This window comes from Cyanobium sp. LEGE 06113 (assembly GCF_015207615.1).
In genome coordinates, this window is sequence record NZ_JADEWM010000001.1 from 337,291 (window position 1) to 360,436 (window position 23,146).

Sequence of the window (23,146 nt, forward strand, 5' to 3'; positions counted from 1 at the left end):
GCGTGCCATCGGCTTTGACTTCAAGCGGGTGAACAAGGCTCTGGAGGCCATGGAGCTGGCCTGACTCCCATCGCCCTGGCCGCTGGCCAGGGCTTTCTGTTGTCGCTCAGCAGCAGTGATCGCTCAGCAGCCGTGATCTCTCAGCCGAGGGGCTGGTTCAGCAGGGAGTGGGTGAGTTCACGCTCAAGCTGAAGCTTGCTGCTTTCGACCCGCTGCATGTCCTGATAGAGGCGATGCAGCTCAGACTCCCGGTCCTGCAGATGGCGGGCAAGGTCGAGTTGCTCCGCCGTGAGTTCTGGATAGTCCTTTGACATGGCGGCGAGATCATCACCGCGGCGTAGCCGCATCAGCAGCTGGAAAGTGTTGGGAGAGGCCACCGATGAGGGGCTGACCCAGCCCCACAAAACCAGATTGGGGGAGGGAGATGGGGAGCTCATATTGGCGATCAGCAAAGCATCTCCAACGTACCCCTGGGGGCTGGATGGGGTGGGATCACGGGCGACCTGCAGTCGTGACAATCCTCACGGCACGCTGTGGCCTGCCGGCTTCAGATGGCCGCTGGCGAGGGCAAGACTTTTCGAGTTCTTTAGAGCTGTTCTGCTCATGCTGGTACCCACCATCTACTTCGCCACGTCCACGGGAAAGACGGAAGATGTCGCCCATCGCCTGGCGCCGCTGGTGAAAGCTGCTGCCGTCGTTGATGTGGCCGACATCAACGACACCTCGGTGCTCGGGGCCTGCGCAGCTCTGATCTGCTGCACGCCCACCTGGAACACCGGCGCGGATGATCTGCGTTCCGGCACGGCCTGGGATGCCCACGTGGAGGCGATCGAAACAACGAAGCTGCACGGCAAGCCCGTGGCGATCATGGGCCTGGGGGATTCCTCCTCCTATGGGGATTACTTCTGCGACGCGATGGAGGAGCTGTATCGCGCCTTCGAGCGGGCCGGTGCCCGGTTGGTGGGCCAGGTGGACATCAGCGATTACAACTACAACAGCTCCAAGAGCGTGCTGAATGGCCGCTTCTGCGGCCTGCCGATCGATGAAGACTCCGAGCCCGATCTCACCGATGAACGGCTGAATCGCTGGGCGGAGCAGCTGCGGCGGGAGCTGGTGTGACAGGCGAAGCCGCAGCAGCCAGCCAGGAGGGTGCCCGCTGACGGCAGACTGACCCCATGACTCTTCCTGGTCTACCGGCGGGGGCGACCGACCCCTGCGTCCACTGCGGCTTCTGCCTGCCCAGCTGCGCCAGCTACCGGGTGCTGGGCACGGAGATGGACTCGCCCCGGGGCCGCATCCACGCCCTCAAGGCGATCGAGGCCGGTGAGCTGCCGCTCGATGCCACGGTGGCGAAGCACTTCGACACCTGTCTGGGTTGCCTGGCCTGCGTCACGGCCTGTCCTTCGGGGGTGCGCTACGACCAGCTGATCGAGGCCACCCGCCCGAAGCTGAACGCCCCGGAGCTGCGCAGCCCGGCGGCCAACGCCTTCCGCCGGCTGCTGTTCGCTCTGTTGCCCTACCCGCGGCGGCTGCGGGCCGCCCTCAGCCCCCTGCGGCTCTACGCCGGCACCCCCCTGCAGGGTCTCGTGCGCCGCAGTGGCCTCACCCGCCTGCTCGGCCCCCAGATCGAAGCCCTGGAGCGCCTGTTGCCGCCCCTGGCGCCCGAGGCCTTCCGCGATGGCTTCCCAGCGGTGGTGCCGGCCCAGGGCGAGCGCCGCGCCCGGGTGGGGCTGGTGCTGGGCTGCGTGCAGCGGCTGTTCGATCCGGAGGTGAACGCGGCGGCGGTGCGGGTGCTGAGCGCCAATGGCATTGAGGTGGTGATTCCGGCGGAGCAGGGCTGCTGCGGCGCTGTGACCCACCACCAGGGGGAAGAGGAGCACACCCGCCAGCTGGCTGATGCGCTGGTGCAGAGCTTCCGCGCCGTGGTGGGCCCGGGCCGCCCTGCTGGGCCTGAGCCGCTGGATGCGGTGCTGGTGGCGGCCTCCGGCTGCGGCCACACCATGAAGGCCTACGACCACCTGGCCAGCCGCGGCTTCCCGGCGCCGGTGGCCGACATCCATGAATTTCTGGTCCGGCTCGGCCTCAGCGAGGGGTTCCGTCAACAACTGCAGGCCCTGCCCCACGCCGATGGCAGCACCGCCAACGCTGAGCGGCCGCTGCCGGTGGCCTTCCATGACGCCTGCCACATGATCCACGGCCAGGGCCTGCACAGTGAGCCGCGGGATCTCCTGCGCGCCATCCCCCACCTGACGCTCAGCGAGGCCTTCGAGGCCGGCGTGTGCTGCGGCAGTGCCGGCATCTACAACCTGGTGCAACCGGAGGAGGCTGCCGAGCTGGGCCGCATCAAGGCCGCCGATCTGGCCGGCACCGGAGCGGCCCTGGTGGCGAGCGCCAACATCGGTTGCACCATGCAGCTGCGCCGCCACCTCGATGGTGAGGCCGCCGCCGCGCTGCCGGTGCTGCATCCGATCCAGCTGCTCGATCGCAGCTGGCGGGCCGGGGGCAGCGCCGCCGCTGCAGAACCCCGATGACCCGGGAGGCACCGAATCTGGCGGTGCTGATCGATTCCGACAATGCCCAGGCCGCCGTGATCAGCGACCTGCTGGCGGAGATCGCCCAGGTGGGAACCGCCACCGTGAAGCGCGCCTACGGCGACTGGACCACACCCCAGCTGGGCAGCTGGAAGGAGGTGCTGAATGTGCACGCGATCGTGCCGGTGCAGCAGTTCAGCTACACCACCGGCAAGAACGCCACCGATTCGGCCCTGATCATCGATGCGATGGATCTGCTGCACGGCGGCCGGGTGGAGGGTTTCTGTCTGGTGTCGTCTGACAGCGACTTCACCCGCCTGGCCACCAGGATCCGGGAACAGGGGCTGCTGGTGATCGGCTTCGGGGAGCGCAAGACGCCGAAGGCCTTCGTGGCTGCCTGCGACCGCTTTCTCTACATCGACCTGCTCAAACGCGGCAGCGGCCGGCCCAGCTCCGGTGGCGGCGGCGCCGGCCATGACCACGACGGCGTCCCCCCGCTCAAGCCCTTCCTCAGTGAGGCGATCGCGGCCGTCACCCAGGACGACGGCTGGGCCCCCCTGGGCATGGTGGGCAGCCTGCTGCAGAAGCACGATCCGTCGTTCGACGCGCGCAGCTACGGCTTCCGCAAACTGAGCGAACTGGTGAAGGCCCAGCCTTACCTCACGGTGAAGGAAGTGCCGATCAGCCCTGGCAGCCCGCAGATGCATCTGTCGGTGCGGCTGCGGGGGGGGTGATGCTCATGGCTTCGCGCCTTCTGCCCGCGGCTGACGCCGCCAGATCAGCAGGGTGGCAACGGTGGCCACGACGCCGCAGACCACCGCGAACTGGAACGGCTCCGCCGGTCCCGAAGCACTGAGCTGACCCCCGAGGAACGACACGATCGCCGCCGCCAGGGTGAACAACGCCGTGGAGAAGCCCATCACCCAGCCCTGCTCGTCGGTGGAGGCGGCCTGCGAATAACCGGTGAGCAGTGTGGGATAGCCGATGCCATGCAGCGCTCCGGCCGGCAGCAACAGTGCCAGGGCCAGTGGTCCGGAAGGAACCAGCAGAAATGCCGTGATCACCCCGCAGAGCAGCACCGCCACCAGCGCCATGATCGTGCGCTGGGAGAGGCGGGCGTTCAGCGGCGCCACCAGAACACCGCTGGCCAGCGCCAGCCCGATGCCGAGCAACACCATGCCGATGCTGGCCGCCTGGGCGCCATAGCCGAAGCGGGCCGTGAGATCGGCAGCGGCGAACACGTAGAACGTCATGAAGCAGAGCATGTAGGGGAAGTAGACCGCCGTGATGCGCAGCACGCTGCGGCGCTCGAGCGCGTGAGTGAGCAGGCGGGAGATCGCCAGGGGGCTCAGCTCCAGCGGGACCCGCTCCGTGACCACGTCCCGGAAGCCGAGCACCACGAGCCCCAGGGCGAACAGGCACAGGATCCCCCCCACCACAAAGGGCAACTGGGGAGAGGCCAGGCCACCCAGGATGGCCGGATCGGAGAACACACCGCCGATGATCGGCCCGAGCACCAGGCCGATGCTCACCCCCACCGTCGCCAGGCCCAGGTTGCGGGTGCTCTCTTTCTGATTGGAGGCCAGGTCGATCATCGCGGCGGCTGCGATCGGCTGGGTGCCGGCGGTGAATCCTGTGATGGCCCTGGAGGCCACCAGCAGCGGGTAGCTGTGCAGCGGGATCGCCGCCGCCGCCAGCCCATAGCCCGCGATCGACCCCAGCAGGCAGATGAGGATGCCCAGCCTGCGGCCGATGCTGTCGGACAGGCGGGAGATGTAAATGGAGCCGAAAAACCAGGTAAGGAAGAAGGTGCCGATGGCAACGCCGTAGAGGAAGGCACCCTGGCCTGGCGGGCTGCCGGCGGCCAGGAAGCTGGAGTCTGGCTTCAACAGCAGGGCATCGAAGATGGGAAAGGCGATCCCCTGCCCCATCACATCCACCAGGCAGACCACCATCAGAGCAACAATCGCGAGGTGCATGGACTTCAGCCTTCTGGATGGGGAACGGGGAGGGGTTGCCCCTCCCCCGCCAGCCGGGCGAGGGCCTGCTCACGCAGTTGCCTGCGGTCGACCTTGCCGGTGCAGTTGCGGGGGAGTTCGGCGGTAAGCAGCACGTGCGCCGGCAGCTTGTAGGCGGCCAGGTGTTGGGCCAGATAGGTGAGCAACACGTTCTCCTTCGGGGCGGGAGCGCCTGGCTGGGGCTGGATCCAGGCCACCGGCACGGCACCGTCGCGGCGGTGGGGTATGCCCACCACCACGGCAGCATGCACCGCCGGATGGGCATCGAGCAGTTCCTCGATCTCCGCCGGGGCGATATTCGAGCCGCGCCGCACGATCAGCAGCTTGCGCCGCCCGCAGAACCAGAGCGTGCCATCGGCATCACGACGGCCCAGATCACCTGTCATCAACCAACCGTCCCGAAACAGGGCCTCGGTGGCCTTGGCATCCTTCCAGTAGCCGATCGTGGCTGAGGCCGTGCGCACGGCGAACTCCCCGATCCCGCCTTCTGCCACCTCGGTGCTGCCCGATTCCGGCAGGATCCGCAGGTCCGTGCCGGGGGTGGGACGTCCGATCGAGCCTGGCTTGCGCTCGCCATGGATCGGGTGCATGGCGTAGTAGCCACCCACCTCCGTCATGCCGCAGCCCTCAAGCACCGGCCAGCCGAACAGCTCGCGGAAGCGCTTCTGCAACTCCATGGGCACGGTGTCGCCCGAACCGATCACCCGGCGCAGGGAGGGAAGGGCCAGCTGCCGGGTCTCGAGATGGTCCACGAAGTCGAGCAGATCACTGGCCAGCAGACCGAACTCACTCACCCCGTGCTGCTGGATCAGGGCTGCGGCTGTCGCCGCTGAAGGCCGCGTCGCCAGCAACACCTGGGCACCGGCGCGCAGGCTGGGCAGCAGCTGGGTCTGCAGGCCGCCCGCATGGCTGAGGGGCTTGCCCACGAGCACCACGTCGTCGGCCTGCAGATCAAGCGCCAGGCGGCAGGTGTCGATCGCGGCCAGGCAGCCGCGGTGGGAGTGCACCACCCCCTTGGGCTGGCCGGTGCTGCCGGAGGTGAACAGGATCAGGGCCGGATGGTCTTCCGGCAGATCCTGCACCGGATCGATCGGTGCTGCGCCGAGCAGGGCCGGCCAGGGGAGTGCCGGCGGGCCCAGGGCAGCCGCGTGCTCAGCCTGCTCGGCGGGCAGCACCACAGCCCCGGGTTCGATGCGCGCCAGCATCGCCTTCACCTCTTCCTCCGTGAGCCGCGCATTGATCGGCACAGAGATCGCCCCGATCCGGTAGCAGGCCAGGGAGATCAGCACGGCTTCGGGGCCGTTGGGGAGTCGCCAGGCCACCCGCTCACCCGGCCGGATGCCCTCGGCCCACAGGCCTCCAGCCACCAGGCAGCACCATCCTCCAGGGCGCGATAGGTCAGGGGAGGGCTCGGGGCCAACAACGCCGGCCGATTGGGACCGCGCCTCAGCGCAGCGTCCAGCAGGCGCTGCAGACCGGTGGTGGGCATGGCGATGGGATGGGGGGTGGGGAGATCAGATGAGACAAACCATGGGGTAGCAGAGGAATCGCCACCACGTGAGGAGACTCTGGGCAACAACCACCTGGCATTGGTGGCTAGCGCCTTGGTTCCCAAAGTTCAATGGGATTCCCCTCTGGATCATGCAATCTGGCAAACTTGCCCATGGGCATTTCTTGATGATCCGTAGAAACTTCAACCCCAGCTTGGCGGAGTTGCGCAACGATCTTGGCTAAGTCGCGTACGCGAAAATTGATCATCCAGGCTTGAGTTTCTTTGCCGAAATAGTCTGTATCCCGCTCAAAGGGGGCAACGATTGTCGGCCCTTCCTCCTGTATCCAGGGAAGCTGGATTTCGTTTGATGGAATTGGGTTCACTCCCAAGTGCACCCTATACCATTCCGAAAGTTTCTCGGGGTTGGTGGCGCGAAAGAACACACCACCAATGCCAGTAACTTTTTCCATTGATCACTTGGTTTGAGGGTTGTGCATGGCGCTTCGCACCGGCGGCGCCAGCTTTGCTGGCATCTGGTTGCCTGCGCTTGTTAGGCGGAACTTGTTCCGATTGAAACAAGTTAGTCATTGAACCGGCTTGCTTCGAATCCACAGCGCCGATGTGAAGAGAATGACGGTCATGCAATGAAAGATCACCAAAGCAGTCAGGTAGCCCTGTTGCGCTTCGCTTACTGTAAAGCCCGCTGGAACGTCGACTATCCAATCTCGAAATACTGTATACAGAAAGATCTGGCTAATTGCTGCAACATAGAAGGCAGCGAATCCTATTTTCCAGCCAAGTACTAGCCCCACGAAGACGAGAAGGTCGATGACCAGGTACAGTATGTCAAGGACTTGCCACTTCAATGGTGCTGCGCTCCAGTCGAAGCCGGAGACCCCCAGAATATTGAACACATGGACTGCAGCGCCGTACGAATAGAACAGTGCAATAAGCCAGGTTACGATCTTTGCCGCGAGTTTCATTCTTTCTTTCTCTTAAGTGAGATGTTAGTCGATCTGCGTTATTATCGAATCCGCCTAGCGCTCTAGATCAGAAGCGGGCAGGAAACTACGCATAATAACAAGCCTCGGCTCCCGCCTTCTGTATCTGGATGTTATGTGCTTGGCAGTATCTCAGGCGGTGGATCTATTCTAGGCAGCAATCTCTTGATTTCCTCAATAACTGGAGGAGAAGCCTGATTATTCAACAGGCGAATTAGCCAATGCTCAAATTCAGATCGCCTGGTGCCCCTTAGATGGCTTGAGGCAATAGCAAGCATTCCTTTGTTGTCATATATGGACAAGAGTTTGACCAAGTCCTTTGCAGCTTTAGATTGGTTAATTTCACTTTGTGCGTAGGCTGATAGCTGTTCGAAATTCAGATTTGAAATTTCCTGACGAAGCAGGTCGTCAAGCTGGGAAGGGGTACGAGCGTCTGATAAATCGACCTTTTTGAGTGCACGGTCTATCCTCCGTCGGCAGAAACGGAGTACAGATCTTTCAATATTCTCTACGCTGAGGCTAGCAATAATTGCATCGCAGAATTCTTGTAGCTTGTCCTCCAGCGGTTTACCTGTAAAGCCCTCGGCTAATAATATTGCACGTGCTACGGATGGATGTACAAAGATATTTTCGATTTCCGAGACAGGCAGCATTTGGATTCCCAGCGTTGACAAATGCTCACTATCGTTCTCACTGTAGTCGTCTGAATCTACAATTCCAGCGCAGAAGACCCGAGTTAGTTCAGAATTTTCGCGCAAAGTGACAACCGAATGTATTACTTGCTCGCACGAACCTCTTGGGATGACTGTCCATTCGGGGTAGGACCGCCTATAGGTAGCGATATCAAGACTGTTTGCATTTCCCTCAACAAATAGAATGGGTTTTCGACTGCCAAGTATCAGCGTTGTGATGGTCTCGTCAAAACCACTATCCTTGGGAATAGGGCTGATCTCCCAAGAGGGTGTGGGCAGGTAGGCCTGGATAACATACTTCTCTGCAATTCGTGAGCAGGCAAAGTCTATGTCATGCGTAATAAACATAAAGCCACAGTCGGGTCGGATCGATTCGAGCTCATCCCATAGCTTCGACATTATTGATTTGTGGACATGAAGTTCTGGCTCATCAAAAATCAAGAGCGAACTAGGCTCTGCAACCAGCGATTGGCCGAGCATATAAAAAACGGCTCTCTCGCCATCGCTCATTTCCGATGCAGAGTAAAGGCTGTTATTGCCTCGCGTTGATACTTGAATGTCATCTCCGCTGATATGGAGCTCTTTGTGCGTAAGCAGCGATTCCCATACTTGTTTCAAGATCTCGAACCTCGTCGCTTTAGCGTCAATGGTTCCCCCTGCTCTTAAGCTCTTATGTGTTTCTAATGAGGTATTCGTCTGCTCCGCAAATAACGACTGAAGCAAGAAGTCGAAGTCATTGAGTAGCGCAACGGGCGCACTGCCGCCCTTCCATCGATGATTTTTTCTATAATTTATATTTGCGCCTTCGCCGCTATAGCCTGTTCTTAGCCCAAGCCTAGCCTCGCGTTCGCTTACTTTTGCTACCGATGGATTTAAAGATAGGGCTCGGTGGGCTGCGATTCGGTGCGATCTTTCGCCAAGCTGATCTTCAACATAAGATGCGAGGCGTGTCTTTCCAGATCCATTGGCTCCGACAATGACCACCGAAGAACCGACCTCTATTTGGAGTGTCTCTACACCCTCTTGAGTAGGTACTTCAATTTGAAAGCTCATTTTTCAAGACATTGAGGAGTTTGGTTTTCAATGCACATAACGTACGCATCACTGGGCCGGCGGTGATGACTCTCCATTGGAATCCGACCCGGCCGCCGGCTCCAGTGCATGCGATTGTTCGCCATCTGCGCCGCCATCGAGTGTGCCATTCTCGAACGTCGGCATGAGCCCAAAGAACTGCTCGCATTTACCAATTACTGCATCAAGGTCTTCGGTTCGGAAGACTTCGGTATGTAGTTGATCGCATTCAACTGTAACACAATCGATCGCAGTGCGCTCCCAAACACGTTTGCATGGCCATGACTTGATGACAACCGCAAACGGCGCAGAACAACGGTGCGAGCGGAGGCGTTCTGGGATGCTGACCGCGAAACCAACCTTAAATCGCCCTGGGTCGTGTTCGGGTTCTAGCTGAATCACGTAGAAGAAGCCGTAGCCTCCTTGAAGGTTGGCGTAGTCGTCGTCGGAATCGGAAACGCTCCCCGATAGGCTCCTTGAGATGACTTCTTGTTGCAATACACCGAAATCGTCTTGCGTGATGTAAGCAATCGCCTGTCCTTTGTGATTCGGATCGGAGCTGCGTTCCGTGAACGTCTCAATCCCAAGACGTTTAAGAATCTTGAATACGTTGTATTTCTCGACTTCCAATCGAGCGGCGGCATCGATTACGGAGATAGGATTCGTATTCATGTCTTTGATGGCGAACTTGGAGCTGAGCCGCACCGCCGTTCTACCGAACGTCGTTCGGCTAGCAGGCGGTGTCGGCTCTAGCGATAGTTGGTTTGCCGCGCAAATAGTCTACGCACCTCACACAACCGTAAAAACGCGGACAAATCAACTAGTCATTGGATGGTTCCGTGAACCACAGCCATCAGCCCTGCTCTTTCCGATAACCATCGAGAGCAGTGCTTGCCGGACCTCCAAAAATCCTTTTGCCCCTTGCGATTTCAGGGTGGCTCACTAAATCTTAGCTGTGGTTCACGGGTCTGCAAACCGTCTGTTCAATTGGCTACACTCTGTCTGCCGGGCTGCGGAGCCAAGGGGCCTAAGGTTGAGCACATGTGTATAGATCATGGTGGTTCTCACATCCTGATGACCCAAGAGTTCCTTGATTGTTCGCGGCCCCAGAATGGCAGTACCCACCAAGTTGTGACTTGTGCCGCAGCTTTAGCCTGCTGGCTTGGACAAGGCTCCAGCTGAGCACCGCAGGTCACCCATGGCTAGAGCTGCTGCAGCCCCACCTCATTCAACTGGGGTTCTGCGGTGCGCTCCAACCAGTCCGCCACAGCTTCGGATGAGAGCAGTTCGGTGAGTACTCGGCATTCGAACTCGCGCTGGCTGTCCTCTTCCCCCACCAGCACCAGCAGCGCTTCCCCGGAGGGCACCCGATCACGGGTCAGCACGGTGAGCAGCGGTTCGGGAATCAGCGGGCCGGGCACCCGGTCCTGAATCACATGGATCAGTTCGTGCCTGAGCACCACCTCCGGATCCGCCCCCTCGCGCTCAATGGCGTCCGGGCAGAGGAACACATTCGCCGCAGCCGCTTCCCAACCCCCCAACAGCCTGGGTTGCAGATCGCAGTGTCCATCTCCCATGGACACGGCAACCCCAACACTGGCGGCAGCGGCAATCAGGAGCTCAACCAATGGACCTTGCCCGGTTAAGGCCAGGTTAAATGTGATGCACCTAGCTCTGTGGGGCGCTCAAGACGTTGTCTTCTCAGCCCGCCAGGGTTCTCGACCCTGCGCCTGCGTTGGAGGCACAGTCAGCACCAGGCTGATCGGTCTGCCACTCCTGGGCGGCAGGGGGCTGCGGGTGCAGCGGTGCCAGTTGGGCCAGGCGGTTGGCCTGCAGGGGATTGAGGTTGTCGTCGCTCAGCAGCAGCAGCGTCGGCCGGCCGTCGGCCAGCGGCGGGCCGGGAATCAGGCCCTCCCAGTTGTCGGGACTGAGGCCGGCGGCGATCAGATCCCATTGCGCCAGCGGCGGCGCCGCGGCTTCATCAGTGGCTGCCGGCAGGGGATAAAGCGCCAGTTGAATCTGCCAGCTGAAGGGCGGCTCGAAGCGCCGCAGCAGCGCCAGCAGTTGGCCCGAATCAAGCACCAGCAGCTCGGTGAGCCCCCAGCCGTCGCCGGACGGCAGCAGCAGCGACCCCTGCTCCAGGGCCTCGGGCGCGTCGACGCGGGGATCCTGATCAGCGCGCCAGCCCCAGCGCAGCAGCCGCACCTGGCGGGGGGGATCCTGCAGCAGGGGCTGCTCGGCGGCCATCAGCAGTGCAGGCTTGCCGTCCACTGCGTCGAGCAGGGCCAGCGACTCCGGCCCGGCGTTGCTGCCCAGTCCGCGTCCCTGGCCTGGTTGCCAGGCGGAGGGCAGCTCCAGCGCCTGCAGCAGCAGTCCGCTGCTGGCCTCGAAACGCAGCAGCTGGGCCGGCAATGGGCCGTCGCGGCGGCCCTCGCTGGCCACCCACAGCTGCCCACCCAGCCGCACCATCCCCTCAGCATCGATCTTCGGCGGCAGCGTCTGGCCGAGGCCGCTGCGCAGCGGCACGGTGCGCTCCAGCCGCAGCGGGGCAGCGCCGGCCAGGGCTGCCTCCAGCCCGCTCCAGATGCCGATTGAGCCCTGGGGCAGATCGCTGAGCAGCCAGAGTCGGTCCGCCGGCCCATCCAGCAGCAGGGCGGAGAAACCGCCGATCGGCTCTGAGGCCCTGCCGCGGCGGGGCAACTCCAGCTCCCGCACCAGCTCCCAGCCGGCGTCGCTGGGGCAGGGCAGGGGCAGCGCCGACGTCTGGGCGCCCAGCAGCGGGGCCCCAAGGCTGAGCAGCTTGAGGGCAATCGCTGTGGCGATGGTCAGCAGCACGGGGGTTCAGGCCTCCACAAGACGTTCGCTCAGGCTGCCAGGGGTTCCGAATCCTGCTCCTCGGCAGGGGTCTCGGGGGCGGCGTGCCGTTCGGCCCGGAACAGCCCCACATCCACGCCCAGGTGTTGATCCGGCCGGCCGGTGATCAGCAGGGCGGTGCGCTGGCGGGTGGCGATCTGCCACATCCACTTGGTGAACAGGGTGACGCGGTTCTCCGTGTCAGGGATGAAGGCCAGGTGGGCCAGCGCCCAGAAGACCCACCCCGCCAAGCCCGTGATGTGCAGGCCTCTTAGGTCGGCCACCGCATACCAGGGGCCGATCACCGCCATGCTGCCCAGGTCGGTGAAGCGGAAGGGGGCGAGGCTGCGGCCTTCCCGCCCAGCCAGGATGTGGGCCGCCACCCAGCTGCCCATCTGCACGGCGGGGCCGGCCATGCCGGGCAGGGGTTTGCCGTCAGTGGTGTGCAGGTAGGCGCAGAGGTCACCGATGGCGTGGATCTCAGGGTGGCCCGGCACCGAGAAGTCGGGCTCCACCAGCAGCCGCCCACCGCGGTCCACGGGGCATCCCGTGCGATCGGCCAGCAGAGCGCCCAGCCGGGAGGCCCGCACGCCGGCGGTCCAGCAGATGGTGGCGGCCTCGAGCTGCTGCAGGCCATCGGCCCCCTGCAGGCTCACCAACCCGGGGGCGATCGCCTCCACCTTCGTGTGCAGCCGCACCTCCACGCCGGCCTGCTGCAGGTAGCCCGCCGCGGCGGCGGACAGCTTCGGGTGCATCGTGGGCAGCACCCGCTCCACCGGATCCACCAGCACCACCCGGCAGAGGTCGGGGTTGAGCTGCTTGAAATCCCGGCGGATGGCGCGGTGCATCAGCTCGATCAGGGAGCCGGCCAGCTCACAGCCGGCGGGGCCGGCGCCCACCACCACCACGGTCTGGAGGAAGCGGCGGCGCTCGGGATCGAGCGTCTGCTCCGCCTCCTCCAGGGCCATCAGCAGACGGCGGCGGATCTCATCGGCGTGCTCGAGGATCTTCATCGGCGGCGCCAGGGGCCGCCACTCCTCGCGGCCGAAATAGGTGCTGCCGGAGCCGCTGGCCAGGATCAGATGGTCGTAGCCGTAGCGGTGGTCGTTGAACACCACCTCCTTGGCCTCGGGGTCGATGTCCACCACCTCCCCCAGCAGCACCTGGATGTTCGGGGCCTGGCCCACCATCTGGCGCAGGGGGGAGGCCACATCCGCCTCAGACACCAGCCCCGAGGCCACCTGATACAGCAGCGGCTGAAACAGGTTGAAGTTGCGCTTGTCGATCAGCGTCACCCGCACGGGCTTGCCGGCCAGGGCGTGGCAGGCCTTGAGCCCGGCAAAGCCGCCGCCCACGATCACCACATGGGGCCAGTCCGCCAGCGCACAGGCGGGGGGCTCCAGTTCCAGAAAGAAGCGTTCCGGTGCCATCGCCCCCCACGCCTACAGCTTCAACGTATCCATGGCTCTCCAGGGGCTTGGTAGTGGTGGAAGCCATTCGGTGTCTCCATCAGCCGTTCCACACCTGCAGCCCCGGGGATCGGGCTTCGGCACGTCGATCACCCAAGGCTCAGCGCAGCGGCACGAAGATCCGGTTGCCGTTGGCCGGGTTGGTGAACTCGGCGTTGCCCTGCACAAACACGCGCCGCTCCCAGGTGCCGCCGAGGGAATCCCGCAGCGTCGAAAGGGGGAAGCCCTCCTTCACCAGCCGGTAGGTCATCGCCATACCGTCCTCCCAGACAATGCGCACCGTGCCATCGGCGGAGTGGCTGTCACGGCAACCGATCGGCTGGTCGTTGTAGGCGCAGCGCTTCCAGGCCTCGGCCAGGGCTGCGGGAGCCAGGACCGCCGGGGCCAGAACCGCTGCAGCCAGTGCGCTGCTGATCAACGCCATGGTCAGGGGGGCACGGCCCAGAGGTCTCGGCATGGCAGGTGCAGCCTGGAACCTGAGTATGGCCAGGCCCTGCGTTGGGCTCACACGTTGTGGCCGTTTGGGTGCCGATGGATCTGCAGTTCGGCGTAACCCGTCGCTGGATCCAGCTCTCGCCGGAACTGCCACTGCGGCAGCAGCCCCACCAGCAGCTCGGCGGTGGTGCGCACCAGCGAACCGGGGGCCAGATGGCCGCCGATCACCGCTCCGGTGTTGTCGGCGATAGCGATGTGCAGATGGGCTCCATCGGCAGAGAGCGTGCCGGCCAGGCTGACGATTTCCAGTGCGCCGTCCAGGGTTGTGCTCTCTTGACGGTCAGCCAGCCGCAGCAGGGGGCAAGGTGGACGTGGCTGGACGGGATCAATCCCCGAACTTGCGATCAAGCCACAGCGTGAGCACATAGACGCCGATGAACATCGGCAGGTAGGCCACCCACATGTTGGGCAGATTCAGTTCTGAGTTGTTGATCAGAACAAGGCCTGAGTAGCTGACCAGGCCATAGATCAAGGCTCTGCGCAATGGGCCGGAAAGTCTTTTCATCGCAGACCTGCCCAAGCACTTGGCCCATGGTATCGGCTGTGATTCCGCGCGCCGAACCTGGGTTTGAGGCTGCACCGCCCGCCTTGCCCGCCCATGATGGCCGTCGCCCCAAGCGGTCCTGCCGTGTGGTCTGTTCCATGCCCCATCCACCCCGGTCTTCAACGCCGCTGATCAGGGCTCTGACGACCCTGCTGGTGGTGGCGCTGCCCCTGGTGCTGCAGCCCCAGGCCGCCAGGGCCCGCCAACCCCTGAACCCCGACATCGAGACGATGTGCGAGGGGTTGGCCCTGATCAATCAGAAGCTGGGTGCCACCGCCGCCCCGGGCACCCCCATGGCCGAGCTCATGGAGCAGGAGCTGGTGATCACGGCAGGCCAGTACGAGGCCCTGTGGTCGTTGATGAAGCTCACCCCCACGCCGATCTGCGAGTCGCTGTACTGATGGCCCGATGAGCACGCCCTCTCCGGGCCGGCTGCAGCAGGTGCTGGGGCTCGGCTTTGGCCTTGCCGGCGCCGTGGGGGGCACGATCGGGGCCGGCATCCTGCGCACCCCCGGCATCGTGGCGGCCCAGCTGCTCGATCCCTGGCTGATCCTCGCGGCCTGGCTGCTGGGTGGCCTCTACGCGGTGCTCGGCGCTCTCTGCGTGGCCGAGCTGGCCAGCAGCCTGCCCCGCGCCGGCGGCTGGTATGTGTACGCCGAGCGGGCCTTCGGGGCCCGGGCCGGCGGCTTGGTGGGCTGGACCGACTGGCTCGCCCACTGCATCGGCCTGGCCTGGGTGGCCACCACCACGGGCGAAGTGGTGCTGCAGCTGTTGCCCGCTGCCGGCCTGTCCGAGCGCCTGATCGGCCTGCTCACCATTGCCCTGTTCGGCCTGATCCAGTGGCGCGGGGTGCGGGCCGGCAGCGCCAGCCAGGAGCTGCTCAGCCTGGCCAAGGCGGTGGCCTTCCTGGGCCTGGTGGCGGCCTGCTACCTGCTGCCGCCGCTGGACTCCACCAGCGTCTACACCAGCGCCGGCGCGGGCGAGCCCCTGGCCTGGGGCAACCTCGGCCTGGTGGCCCTCATGGCCCTGCAGCCGGTGATCACCACCTACGACGGCTGGGCCAGTCCGATCTACTTCTCCGAGGAGTTCACCGATCCCGCCAACGACCTGCCCCGCTCCCTGATCGGCGGCGTGCTGGCTGTGCTGGTGCTCTACCTGCTGATCAACGGGGCCCTGCTGCATGTGCTCACACCGCAGCAGCTGGCCGCCTCCAGCCTGCCGGCCACCACGGCGGCCCAGCTGTTGGGCGGTGCGATCGGCGGCCAGGTGATCACGGCGGTGGCCCTGGTGGCCCTGCTCGGGCTGATCAACACCGTGGTGATGGCCGCGCCGCGCATCCTCTACGGCCTCAGCCGCGATGGCCTCTTCCCGGCTCTGGCCCAGGGCGTGAACCCAGGCGGCACCCCCACAGGCGCCCTCGGTCTCAGCCTGGCGGCCTCCATGGCCCTGGTGCTGGCGGGATCCTTCGAGCACCTGCTGGCCATGGCCGCCTTCCTCTATGTGTGCCTGCCCCTGGTGGGCATCGCCGCCCTGGCGGTGCTGCGGCAACGGGAGCCCGAGCTGGAGCGCCCCTTCCGGCTGCCCGCCTACCCGCTGGCACCGCTGTTGATCGCCCTGGTGTCGGTGGCGTTCCTGGCGGCGGCCTTGCTGCAGGACAGCGCCAACAGCCTGGCGGCCCTCGCCCTGGCCAGCCTGGGGCTGGTGATCCCGCGGCGTTCCAGCCCCGATCAGGCGGAGCCCGGGGCGGCCGGCGCCGGCGGCTCCAGCCAGTAAGTGGTCATTGCCCCCACCCCCTTCACCAGCAGGGACCCGCGCTGCTGCACCTGGAAGCGTGGCTCCAGCCTGCGGGCCAGGGCCTCGCTCAGCTGGATGCGGCCGGCGAGGCCATGGCTTTCCATGCGGCTGGCGATGTTCACCGTTTCGCCCCAGAGGTCGTAGATGAACTTCTTGGTGCCGATCACACCGGCTACCACGGGGCCGCTGTGCATGCCGATCCGCAGGGCCATGCCCTCGGCCTCCGGGCTGCGGAAGTCGCGCATCCAGGCCTGCATGTCCAGGGCCATGGCGGCGATGGCGTCGGCGTGGTTCTCGCGGGGCAGGGGCAGGCCCCCCACCACCATGTAGTTGTCGCCGATGGTCTTGATCTTCTCCAGGCCATGGCGTTCGCAGAGCTGATCGAAGGCGGTGAACACCTGGTTCAGCAGCTGCACCAGGGCATGGCAGGGCAGCCGCGCCGCCAGGGCGGTGAACCCCTCGATGTCGGCGAACAGCACGCTCACATCGGCATGGGTCTCGGCGATGGTGCGCCGTCCCCGCTTCATCTCCATTGCGATCGGCGGCGGCAGGATGTTGAGCAGCAGCTGGTCGGCCCGCTCCTGCTCCTGCTGGGCACTGCGCTCGGCCACCTGGCGGCGCTCCATTTCGGCTGCCGTGGTGAGAAACGACTGGTTGAAGGCCTGCTCCACCTCCCCCACCTCATCGGCAGCCCCGAGGGGCAGCAGCAGGGTTTCCGGGTTGCTGGTGGCGCCCGAGGCCAGGGCCCGCCCGGCCAGCACCAGCCGATCCCGCAGGGTCACGATCCGACCGATCACCAGCCGCTGCATCACCACCAGGGTGATCAGGGTGAGGAAGGCCGCGATCCCCAGAACGATCAGGGTGATGTTGAGGGTGTAGCTGAGCAGCCCTGCGCGGATGCTGCTGGCCTCGTGGCGCATCACCAGAAGATGGTCGCCCCCCAGGCTTTCCGGCCCCCACACGGCGTCGTAGCTGCCGCGCAGCGGATACCAGCGCCCCTCGATGCGATTCCGGCTGGCCTGGACCCCTGAGAGCCGCGGCAGTGCCCCGAAGCCGCCCAGCCTCTCCCCGCTGGACGCCCGGTAGAGCGCAGCACCCTCGATGTCCTGCAGCATCGAGGAGCTCCGCAGCCGCTGCACCGCGGCCAGCAGCTGCGGCGATGAGCCCGCCTGGCCTTCGGCCACCAGCCAATCGATCTTGGCGGTGCTCACCTGCCGCAGCTGCGCCCCGAGCCGGTCGGCCTGGCGCAGCACGGAGGGCACCAGCACCAGCGCCTCCACCACCAGGAAATTCAGAAAGATCCAGAAGGCGATCCGCCGAGCCAACCGGGCCCGGAGCATGGCGGGCAGGGGCACGGCAGCAGAGCACGGAATTCCTCCGGTTTACCGGACTGGGGCCCAGGCGGATGTTTCGCTTCAGTCCGCTGCCTGGGCGCCCTCCATCCAGAGCCAGGCCTGCCGCAGGCTGCCCGCCTCGCCGAGGTTGCCTGGGAAGGTGAGCAGGGGCAGCCGCGGCAGCGGCGCCTCGGCTGGCGGCAGCACCAGCGACAGCCCCGGCAGCAGCTGGCCCTGCAGCTCCACGGCCTCCAGGGCCAGCCCGTCGCGCAGCAGCGCCGAGCTGGTGATGCCCCCCTTGCTGATCACGTAGCCCAGCTGCGGCACAAGGGCGGCGGCCAGCCGGGCCATCAGGGCCGCCAGCCCCTGCCCCAGTCGCTGGCGCTCGGCGGCACTGGCGCAGCGCAGCTCGCCGCGGCTGGTGTGCAGCACGGCCGTGCGGCCGCTGTGGAGCACGGCCTCGAGCTGCTGCAGCCAGTCGGCCTCCAGGGAGGCCAGCAGCTCAGCGGGCAGGGGCCCCTCCAGCACCCGCGCCAGGCGGCGCACCGGCAGTTCCACCGCCTGGCAGGTGGGCTCCTGCAGCAGGGACTCCAGCTGGGCATCGGCCAGGGGCACGTGGGAGCCCACCAGCACCAGCCCCGGCAGGGGGCCGGCGGGCCCCCCGGCGCCGCAGGCCCGCCAGGGCAGAGGGTGTCAGGGGCTGGGGGGGCAGCGGCACCAGGCCGTTCAGCAGGCTGGCGGCGCACTGGCACAGGAACCGCCGCGGCCGCCCCCAGCGCTCGCTGGCCGCTGCAGCCGTGAGCTGCCGCACCGCGGCTCCCAGGGCCGCCAGCTGCTGCGGCCGCTCCGCATCCACCACCACCACCGGGTTGCCGCGCAGCGCGGCCAGGCGGGCACAGAGGGCCGCAAGGCCATCCGCCGAGGCCGCCGCCGCGTCGAGTTCCGCCAGGCCGAGCCGCTGCACGCTCCTGGCCGGCAGCCGGCCCGCACTCTTTTCCTCCACCCAGGCCGCCAGGTCGCTGCTGCTGTAGCCGAACAGGCCGTCGCGGGCGAAGGGCGTGGTGTGCACCGGCACGCCGTAGAGGCGGTGCACTCCCCCTGCGGTGGTGCGCCCCCCCGGCAGGAAGGCCGGTGCCAGCAGGGTGGCATCGAAGCCTCCGGGCTCCCGCTCCCCCGGCGCGCTCAGCAGCGGTGCCAGCTCCCGGGCGATCACCTCGCATTCCAGAGGGAAATGGCTGCGCAGGGTGGAGTCGCCCCGGCTCACCACCAGCCAGTGCCGGCAGCGCCCCTCGGCCTGCTCCGCCCTCAGCGCCTCGAGCAGGGCCCGGCAGATCTCTGCCACCCTCACGGCCGCCTCGTCCGGGGCCAGGGCGCGGCTGTCGGCCAGCACGAACAGCAGTGGTGAGGGGTGCTGCAGGCCGCGCCGCAGCGTCGCCACATCCCAGCGCAGCAGCAGCAGACAACCGTGCACGGTCTGGGATCCGGTGGGGTCGTCGTCGAGCACCACAACCTTCATGGCACCATCGTGCCGTGATGACTCCCGAGCCCAGCGATCTGCAGGCCGTGGTGCAGGACCTGCACCGGCGCAACGTCACCTGGCTGCCCGCCGGGCTCGGCAGCCGCCTCGACTGGGGACCGCCGGTGGCGCAGCCCCACACGGTGCTGAGCTGCCGGCAGCTGAACCGGATCCTGGAGCACAACCCGGGCGACTTCACCATCAGCGTGGAGGCCGGAACACCACTGGTGGAGGTGCAGCAGGCTCTGGCCCACCACGGGCAGTGGTTACCCGTGGACTGGCCCTGGGGCAGCGGCCCCGGCGGCGAGGCTTCCGGCTCCGTCGGCGGCCTGGTGGCCCGCGGCCAGGCCGGCGGCTACCGCCAGCGCTACCTGGGCGTGCGCGACCAGCTGATCGGCATCCACCTGCTGCGCAGCGATGGCGTGGCCGCCCGGGCCGGCGGCAAGGTGGTGAAGAACGTGGCCGGCTACGACCTGATGCGCCCCCTCTGCGGCAGCTGGGGCTCCCTGGCGCTGATCACGTCCGTCACCCTGCGCACCCAGCCGATTCCGCCCCACCGCCAGGGGCTGCGGCTTGAGGGGGCCAGGCCTGCCCTGGGCAGCTTCTGCCGCTGGCTGCTCGGCTCCAGCCTCAGCCCCGAGCGGCTCGACTGGCAGCGCCGCGGCGGCGAGGCCAGCCTGCTGGTGAGCCTGGCCAGCATCAGTGCCCAGACGCTCCAGGAGCAGATCGCCTGCATCGAGGCGAAGGCCGGCGGCGAAGGCCTGGGCTGCGGCTGCCTGGAGCCCGATGCCCTGGCCGCGGCGGAGTGCTGCGGCCAGGGCGACCCCGAGCCCGACTGGTTGCTGCGCCTGGGGGTGCTGCCCGACCGGCTGCCGGAGCTGCTGGAGCAACGGGCCCTCGGCGGCCTGGAGCTGGTGATGGGCGCCGGCAGTGGCCTGGCTACGCCTGGGGCAGCGCTGCCGCGGTGCCGGCCCACCGGGTGGAGAGCCTGCGGCGCCACTGCCAGGCGGCCGGAGGGGCGCTCACCCTGCTGCGGCAGCCCAGCGGCAGCAGCCTGCCCGCCTGGCTCGATGCGCCCTCCCGGCCCCTGATCGAGGCCCTCAAGCGGCAGTTCGATCCGAAGCAGCAACTGGCGCGGGGCCGTCTGCCAGGCGTGGCTCCTGTGGCTGGCTGAGCCCCGCCAGCCAGCTGAGCAGGGCTTCATTCACCTGGTCGGGCACTTCGTCGTGGGGGCAGTGCCCCGCCTCCAGCACCACCTCGGTGGTGCTCTCGGGCGCGTGGCGCTGGAAGGCCTGGCGGCGCCCCACCGCGTTGATCCAGGGATCGCGGATGCCCCAGAGCAGCAGCAGCGGGCAGCGCAGCTCGGCGAACAGCTCATCGAGGGGCTGGCCCCGGGGAATGTCGAACACCGTGCGGAACACGCCGAAGGCGCCCGGATCCAGGGAGGGCCGCCGGATCGCCTCCACCAGGGCGTCGTCGACGTTGGTGCGGTCGATGTACACCTGGTTCAGGGTGCGGCGGATCGTGGCGGGGCGGCGCAGGTTCTCGAACAGCAGCCGCTGCAGCACGGGGCTGCGCAGCAAGGCGCCGCCGATCGTCTGGCGGGTGATGGCGCCCCAGCCCTTCGGCGGGGCCTGCTCATCGCTGAAGGGGCCGGCGGCATTCACCAGCACCACCCCGGCCGCTCGCGACCCGGCGCGGCCTCGCCCTTGAGGGCCGCCGCCGCCGCCAGGGCGGCGAAGCCGCCGAGGGAATTGCCCACCAGCACCGTGGGCCGGCCGATGCGCTCAGCCACATAGGCCACCAGTTGATCGCGCCAGAGTCCGCCGCCATAGGCCAGCCCGGCGGGCTTGGCGCTGCGGCCGAAGCCGAGCAGATCCACGGCATGCACCTCGTGGCTGCGGGCCAGGGCCGGGATGTTGTAGCGCCAGTGGTCGGTGGAGGCCCCGAAGCCGTGCACCAGCAGCACCGCAGGCCCCAGCGGCCGCTCCGGCCCCGCCACCACGGCGTGCACCGGGTGGCCCAGGTGGGTCCAGGGCTGGGCAATCGGCTGATCGGGCACTGCAGCGGCCGGCAGGGAGGGTCGATGCTAAGGAGCACCGCGAGCTCACCCTTGCCCCTCGCCAGCATCGACTGGATCGCCCTGCTGCCGGGGATCGCCCTCTGGGCGCTGGCGCTTTACCTGCCGCTCAGCCTGCCCCTGGCCAGGCTCGAGCAGGCCCTTGAGGCCGGCAGCTGGCCGCCCCTGCTGCAGCAGGTGGTGCTGGTGGGGCTCAGTCTGGCCGCGGCCGTGGCCGTGGGTGCCCTCACGGAGATCGGCCTGGGCCTGGCCCTGGGCCCCAGCTGGGCCTCCAGCCTCGGCCTGATCGCCGTGGGCTGGGGGCTGTTCACAGCTCTCGCCAGTCGAGCCAGGGAAGACGAGGAATGATCGCTGCGGTGGAGTGCCGGTAGGCGGCGTAGTCGGGGTGGGTGCTGGCCAGGGCCCGCTCCTCGCGCCGCGCCTTGCCGCCCAGTACCGCGCCGAGGGCCAGCAGCAGGCCCAGGTGCAGCAGGCTGCCGAGGGCCAGCGTCACCCCCAGGGAGCAGAGCAGCACCGCCTGGTAGAGGGGGTGGCGGCAGCGGCCGTAGGCGCCGCTGGTGACCAGGGCCGCCCCCGGAATCGGCTCCGGCAGGGGCGAGAGGCTGGCGCCCAGGCTCAGGAAGCCCTGCAGGGCCAGCCCCATCCCCACCAGGAACAGCACCGCGCCGCCCAGGGCCAGGGGCAAGGGCCAGGCATAGCCCCAGGAGCCAGGCGCCGGCCAGGGCGGCAGCAGGTGGGCGGCGATCAGCAGCAACTGGGCCAGCAACCACCACTCGCCGCGGCGGTTGTCGCGCCAGCCGCCCCAGCTCAGGCCCCAGCGCCGCAGCAGCGACACACCGGCATCAGGTGGGGATTTCGGCGAGGGGGTCAAGGTCGGGTCCTCCGGATTGGCCGCCGAGCACCAGTCTGAGCAGGATCGGGGCCAGGAAGGTGGTGCCGATCACCATCAGCAGGATGGCCGCCTCCAGCGACTTGGTGAGCAGGCCGGCCTGGCTGCCGAGCCCCAGGAAGATCAGTCCCACCTCGCCGCGGGGCATCATCCCCAGCCCCACCACCAGCCGGTTCGTCTTCTCCTTGCTCACGTAGCTCCAGCCCGCCGCCACCTTGCCCAGGATCGCCACCACCAGCAGGAAGGCGGCCACGATCAGCCCCTCGTGGTTCTCGGGGTTCATCGGGTTGAGCACCGAGAGATCCATGCCGGTGCCGATCAGCACGAAGAAGATCGTGGCGAACAGGGCCACCAGCGGCTGCACCGTGCCCTGGATCGCATGGGTGTGCTTGGAGCCACTGAGGATCAGGCCCGCCGCGAAGGCACCCAGCGCCGCCTCCAGGCCGATCGCCTGGGCGGCGAAACAGCACAGGGTGAGCACCACGAAACCGGCCACCACCACCTCGCCGGGAGCCTTGAGCCGATCCAGTACCCAGTCAAAGGCAGGCGCGGCCGTGCGGCTCAGGAACAGCGCCGCAGCCACGAACACCCCGGCGGCCACCACCAGTTTCAGCAGCGGGGCCAGCTCGAAGCTGCCGCCTCCGGCCAGGCTCACCACCACGGCCAGGATCACGATGCCGAGGATGTCATCGAGCACGGCCGCGCCGATCACCGTCTGCCCCTCACGGGTGCGCAGGAACTTGAGCTCCCCGAACACGCTGGCGGTGATGCCGATCGAGGTGGCCGTCATGGCCGCTCCGGCGAACACGGCAGGAATCAACGGCACGTCAAAGAAGTAGTAGAGGCCGGCCGTGCCCAGGGCGAAGGGCAGCACCACGCCCGTCACCGCCACGGTGGTGGCCTGGGCGCCCACGGCCACCAGCTCATCGAGCTCACTCTCCAGGCCGGTGAGGAACAGCAGGGCGTAGAGCCCGATCTCCGACACCTGCTTGAGGTTGGGGAAGGTTTCGGCGTAGAGATCCTGCACGCTGGCCGGCTCCAGGCCGGAGAGGGAGCCGAGCACCGAAAGGCTCCATGCGGACAGCTGGGCCTGGGTGTCCGGCGGCACGATCAGGTGCAGCCCCGACACGCCGATCACAACGCCAGCCACCAGCTCGCCCAGGATCGTGGGCAGCTGCAGGCGCACCATCAGCTCAGCGAGCACCCGAGCCGCCACGAAGATCACCAGGAATTCGCCAACGGAAATCAGCGTTTCGGCCACCTCCGACTGGTGACTGTCGACAGCGAGCAACAGGGCTGGCAGGGTCATGGAGAGGTTCGGCTGGGGCCGATCGGGTCGTCGGCGCCGGTGTTCGGACGCAGATCTC

23 protein-coding genes and 2 pseudogenes are annotated in these 23,146 nt (G+C 66.7%); 7 read left to right on the plus strand and 18 right to left on the minus strand.

Features of this window, described 5'->3' with window-relative positions:
• Window positions 1-140 precede the first annotated feature (140 nt).
• Entirely contained in the window at window positions 141-377 is a 237-nt protein-coding gene (locus IQ220_RS01775; RefSeq protein WP_193913035.1) for a hypothetical protein, read from the minus strand.
• A 229-nt stretch (window positions 378-606) separates the two neighbouring features.
• On the opposite strand from IQ220_RS01775, the gene fldA reads away from it, so the two are divergent.
• Genes fldA through IQ220_RS01790 form a run of 3 tightly spaced genes read left to right on the plus strand, consistent with a single transcriptional unit; the run spans window position 607 to window position 3,265 of the window.
• Window positions 607-1,119 carry a flavodoxin FldA gene (gene fldA, locus IQ220_RS01780; protein ID WP_186700033.1) on the plus strand — a complete coding sequence of 171 codons (513 nt, stop codon included), beginning with the start codon at window positions 607-609 and terminating at the stop codon, window positions 1,117-1,119.
• A gap of 56 nt (window positions 1,120-1,175) precedes the next feature.
• Complete coding sequence (locus tag IQ220_RS01785; protein WP_193913037.1) at window positions 1,176-2,531, plus strand: (Fe-S)-binding protein; 1,356 nt, start codon at window positions 1,176-1,178, stop codon at window positions 2,529-2,531.
• On the plus strand, window positions 2,528-3,265 hold the full coding sequence (locus IQ220_RS01790) for an NYN domain-containing protein (protein WP_193913039.1): 738 nt from the start codon (window positions 2,528-2,530) through the stop codon (window positions 3,263-3,265). The genes IQ220_RS01785 and IQ220_RS01790 overlap by 4 nt, the downstream gene beginning before the upstream one ends.
• Window positions 3,266-3,268: 3 nt before the next feature.
• Here the strand turns inward: IQ220_RS01790 and IQ220_RS01795 are convergent, their stop codons facing one another.
• The 12 genes from IQ220_RS01795 to IQ220_RS01850 form a co-directional block, all read right to left on the minus strand.
• Window positions 3,269-4,510: an MFS transporter gene (locus IQ220_RS01795; RefSeq protein ID WP_193913041.1), complete on the minus strand. Its 1,242-nt coding sequence runs from the start codon at window positions 4,508-4,510 to the stop codon at window positions 3,269-3,271.
• Between the two features lie 5 nt (window positions 4,511-4,515).
• Window positions 4,516-5,916 (minus strand): AMP-binding protein, encoded by a 1,401-nt coding sequence (locus IQ220_RS01800; RefSeq protein WP_193913043.1) that lies wholly within the window; start codon window positions 5,914-5,916, stop codon window positions 4,516-4,518.
• A gap of 229 nt (window positions 5,917-6,145) precedes the next feature.
• On the minus strand, window positions 6,146-6,511 hold the full coding sequence (locus IQ220_RS01805; protein ID WP_193913045.1) for a VOC family protein: 366 nt from the start codon (window positions 6,509-6,511) through the stop codon (window positions 6,146-6,148).
• A 114-nt stretch (window positions 6,512-6,625) separates the two neighbouring features.
• On the minus strand, window positions 6,626-7,024 hold the full coding sequence (locus tag IQ220_RS01810) for a hypothetical protein (RefSeq protein ID WP_193913047.1): 399 nt from the start codon (window positions 7,022-7,024) through the stop codon (window positions 6,626-6,628).
• Window positions 7,025-7,155: 131 nt separating this feature from the next.
• Window positions 7,156-8,787, minus strand: coding sequence for an AAA family ATPase (locus IQ220_RS01815; protein WP_193913049.1), 1,632 nt, complete (start codon window positions 8,785-8,787; stop codon window positions 7,156-7,158).
• Between the two features lie 48 nt (window positions 8,788-8,835).
• Window positions 8,836-9,510 carry a GIY-YIG nuclease family protein gene (locus IQ220_RS01820; RefSeq protein WP_193913051.1) on the minus strand — a complete coding sequence of 225 codons (675 nt, stop codon included), beginning with the start codon at window positions 9,508-9,510 and terminating at the stop codon, window positions 8,836-8,838.
• Between the two features lie 497 nt (window positions 9,511-10,007).
• The gene (locus IQ220_RS01825; protein WP_193913053.1) at window positions 10,008-10,346 is read right to left on the minus strand and encodes a hypothetical protein; all 339 of its coding nucleotides are present in this window, start codon (window positions 10,344-10,346) and stop codon (window positions 10,008-10,010) included.
• A gap of 160 nt (window positions 10,347-10,506) precedes the next feature.
• Window positions 10,507-11,640: an esterase-like activity of phytase family protein gene (locus IQ220_RS01830; RefSeq protein WP_370566309.1), complete on the minus strand. Its 1,134-nt coding sequence runs from the start codon at window positions 11,638-11,640 to the stop codon at window positions 10,507-10,509.
• Window positions 11,641-11,669: 29 nt separating this feature from the next.
• A complete protein-coding gene (locus IQ220_RS01835) occupies window positions 11,670-13,088 on the minus strand; it encodes an NAD(P)/FAD-dependent oxidoreductase (RefSeq protein ID WP_193913055.1) in 1,419 nt (472 codons plus the stop codon).
• A gap of 139 nt (window positions 13,089-13,227) precedes the next feature.
• Window positions 13,228-13,584, minus strand: coding sequence for a hypothetical protein (locus IQ220_RS01840; protein ID WP_228008804.1), 357 nt, complete (start codon window positions 13,582-13,584; stop codon window positions 13,228-13,230).
• A gap of 47 nt (window positions 13,585-13,631) precedes the next feature.
• On the minus strand, window positions 13,632-13,970 hold the full coding sequence (locus tag IQ220_RS01845; RefSeq protein ID WP_228008805.1) for a PCC domain-containing protein: 339 nt from the start codon (window positions 13,968-13,970) through the stop codon (window positions 13,632-13,634).
• Entirely contained in the window at window positions 13,948-14,127 is a 180-nt protein-coding gene (locus IQ220_RS01850) for a hypothetical protein (RefSeq protein WP_193813811.1), read from the minus strand. The genes IQ220_RS01845 and IQ220_RS01850 overlap by 23 nt, the downstream gene beginning before the upstream one ends.
• 137 nt (window positions 14,128-14,264) lie before the next feature.
• Here IQ220_RS01850 and IQ220_RS01855 point away from each other — a divergent pair, with 137 nt between their 5' ends.
• A complete protein-coding gene (locus IQ220_RS01855; protein ID WP_193913058.1) occupies window positions 14,265-14,567 on the plus strand; it encodes a hypothetical protein in 303 nt (100 codons plus the stop codon).
• Between the two features lie 7 nt (window positions 14,568-14,574).
• Window positions 14,575-15,939 carry an APC family permease gene (locus tag IQ220_RS01860; RefSeq protein WP_193913060.1) on the plus strand — a complete coding sequence of 455 codons (1,365 nt, stop codon included), beginning with the start codon at window positions 14,575-14,577 and terminating at the stop codon, window positions 15,937-15,939.
• Here IQ220_RS01860 and IQ220_RS01865 read toward each other — a convergent pair.
• Together IQ220_RS01865 and IQ220_RS01870 are read right to left on the minus strand one after the other, a co-directional pair.
• The gene (locus tag IQ220_RS01865; protein ID WP_193913062.1) at window positions 15,894-17,315 is read right to left on the minus strand and encodes an adenylate/guanylate cyclase domain-containing protein; all 1,422 of its coding nucleotides are present in this window, start codon (window positions 17,313-17,315) and stop codon (window positions 15,894-15,896) included. The genes IQ220_RS01860 and IQ220_RS01865 overlap by 46 nt on opposite strands.
• Before the next feature lie 60 nt (window positions 17,316-17,375).
• Window positions 17,376-18,810 (minus strand): annotated as a pseudogene (locus IQ220_RS01870) (four-carbon acid sugar kinase family protein).
• 17 nt (window positions 18,811-18,827) lie between these two features.
• On the opposite strand from IQ220_RS01870, the gene IQ220_RS01875 reads away from it, so the two are divergent.
• Window positions 18,828-19,901, plus strand: coding sequence for an FAD-binding oxidoreductase (locus tag IQ220_RS01875; protein WP_370566310.1), 1,074 nt, complete (start codon window positions 18,828-18,830; stop codon window positions 19,899-19,901).
• A 9-nt stretch (window positions 19,902-19,910) separates the two neighbouring features.
• Here IQ220_RS01875 and IQ220_RS01880 read toward each other — a convergent pair.
• Window positions 19,911-20,872 (minus strand): annotated as a pseudogene (locus IQ220_RS01880) (alpha/beta fold hydrolase).
• A gap of 51 nt (window positions 20,873-20,923) precedes the next feature.
• Between IQ220_RS01880 and IQ220_RS01885 the strand changes: the two are divergent.
• The gene (locus IQ220_RS01885) at window positions 20,924-21,238 is read left to right on the plus strand and encodes a hypothetical protein (RefSeq protein WP_186698176.1); all 315 of its coding nucleotides are present in this window, start codon (window positions 20,924-20,926) and stop codon (window positions 21,236-21,238) included.
• Here IQ220_RS01885 and IQ220_RS01890 read toward each other — a convergent pair.
• Together IQ220_RS01890 and IQ220_RS01895 are read right to left on the minus strand one after the other, a co-directional pair.
• Entirely contained in the window at window positions 21,198-21,761 is a 564-nt protein-coding gene (locus IQ220_RS01890) for an isoprenylcysteine carboxylmethyltransferase family protein (RefSeq protein WP_193913064.1), read from the minus strand. The genes IQ220_RS01885 and IQ220_RS01890 overlap by 41 nt on opposite strands.
• Window positions 21,733-23,088, minus strand: coding sequence for a cation:proton antiporter (locus tag IQ220_RS01895; protein ID WP_193913066.1), 1,356 nt, complete (start codon window positions 23,086-23,088; stop codon window positions 21,733-21,735). Before IQ220_RS01895 ends, IQ220_RS01890 begins: the two co-directional genes overlap by 29 nt.
• Window positions 23,089-23,146: the final 58 nt, after the last annotated feature.

What these genes read in the sequence shown, in the direction of transcription:
- IQ220_RS01785 (WP_193913037.1), top strand. Translation starts at nt 1,176, where the DNA reads ATGACTCTTCCTGGTCTACCGGCGGGGGCGACCGACCCCTGCGTCCAC.
- IQ220_RS01790 (WP_193913039.1), top strand. Translation starts at nt 2,528, where the DNA reads ATGACCCGGGAGGCACCGAATCTGGCGGTGCTGATCGATTCCGACAAT.
- IQ220_RS01795 (WP_193913041.1), bottom strand. Translation starts at nt 4,510, where the DNA reads ATGCACCTCGCGATTGTTGCTCTGATGGTGGTCTGCCTGGTGGATGTG.
- IQ220_RS01805 (WP_193913045.1), bottom strand. Translation starts at nt 6,511, where the DNA reads ATGGAAAAAGTTACTGGCATTGGTGGTGTGTTCTTTCGCGCCACCAAC.
- IQ220_RS01810 (WP_193913047.1), bottom strand. Translation starts at nt 7,024, where the DNA reads ATGAAACTCGCGGCAAAGATCGTAACCTGGCTTATTGCACTGTTCTAT.
- IQ220_RS01815 (WP_193913049.1), bottom strand. Translation starts at nt 8,787, where the DNA reads ATGAGCTTTCAAATTGAAGTACCTACTCAAGAGGGTGTAGAGACACTC.
- IQ220_RS01835 (WP_193913055.1), bottom strand. Translation starts at nt 13,088, where the DNA reads ATGGCACCGGAACGCTTCTTTCTGGAACTGGAGCCCCCCGCCTGTGCG.
- IQ220_RS01840 (WP_228008804.1), bottom strand. Translation starts at nt 13,584, where the DNA reads ATGCCGAGACCTCTGGGCCGTGCCCCCCTGACCATGGCGTTGATCAGC.
- IQ220_RS01850 (WP_193813811.1), bottom strand. Translation starts at nt 14,127, where the DNA reads ATGAAAAGACTTTCCGGCCCATTGCGCAGAGCCTTGATCTATGGCCTG.
- IQ220_RS01855 (WP_193913058.1), top strand. Translation starts at nt 14,265, where the DNA reads ATGCCCCATCCACCCCGGTCTTCAACGCCGCTGATCAGGGCTCTGACG.
- IQ220_RS01860 (WP_193913060.1), top strand. Translation starts at nt 14,575, where the DNA reads ATGAGCACGCCCTCTCCGGGCCGGCTGCAGCAGGTGCTGGGGCTCGGC.
- IQ220_RS01875 (WP_370566310.1), top strand. Translation starts at nt 18,828, where the DNA reads ATGACTCCCGAGCCCAGCGATCTGCAGGCCGTGGTGCAGGACCTGCAC.
- IQ220_RS01895 (WP_193913066.1), bottom strand. Translation starts at nt 23,088, where the DNA reads ATGACCCTGCCAGCCCTGTTGCTCGCTGTCGACAGTCACCAGTCGGAG.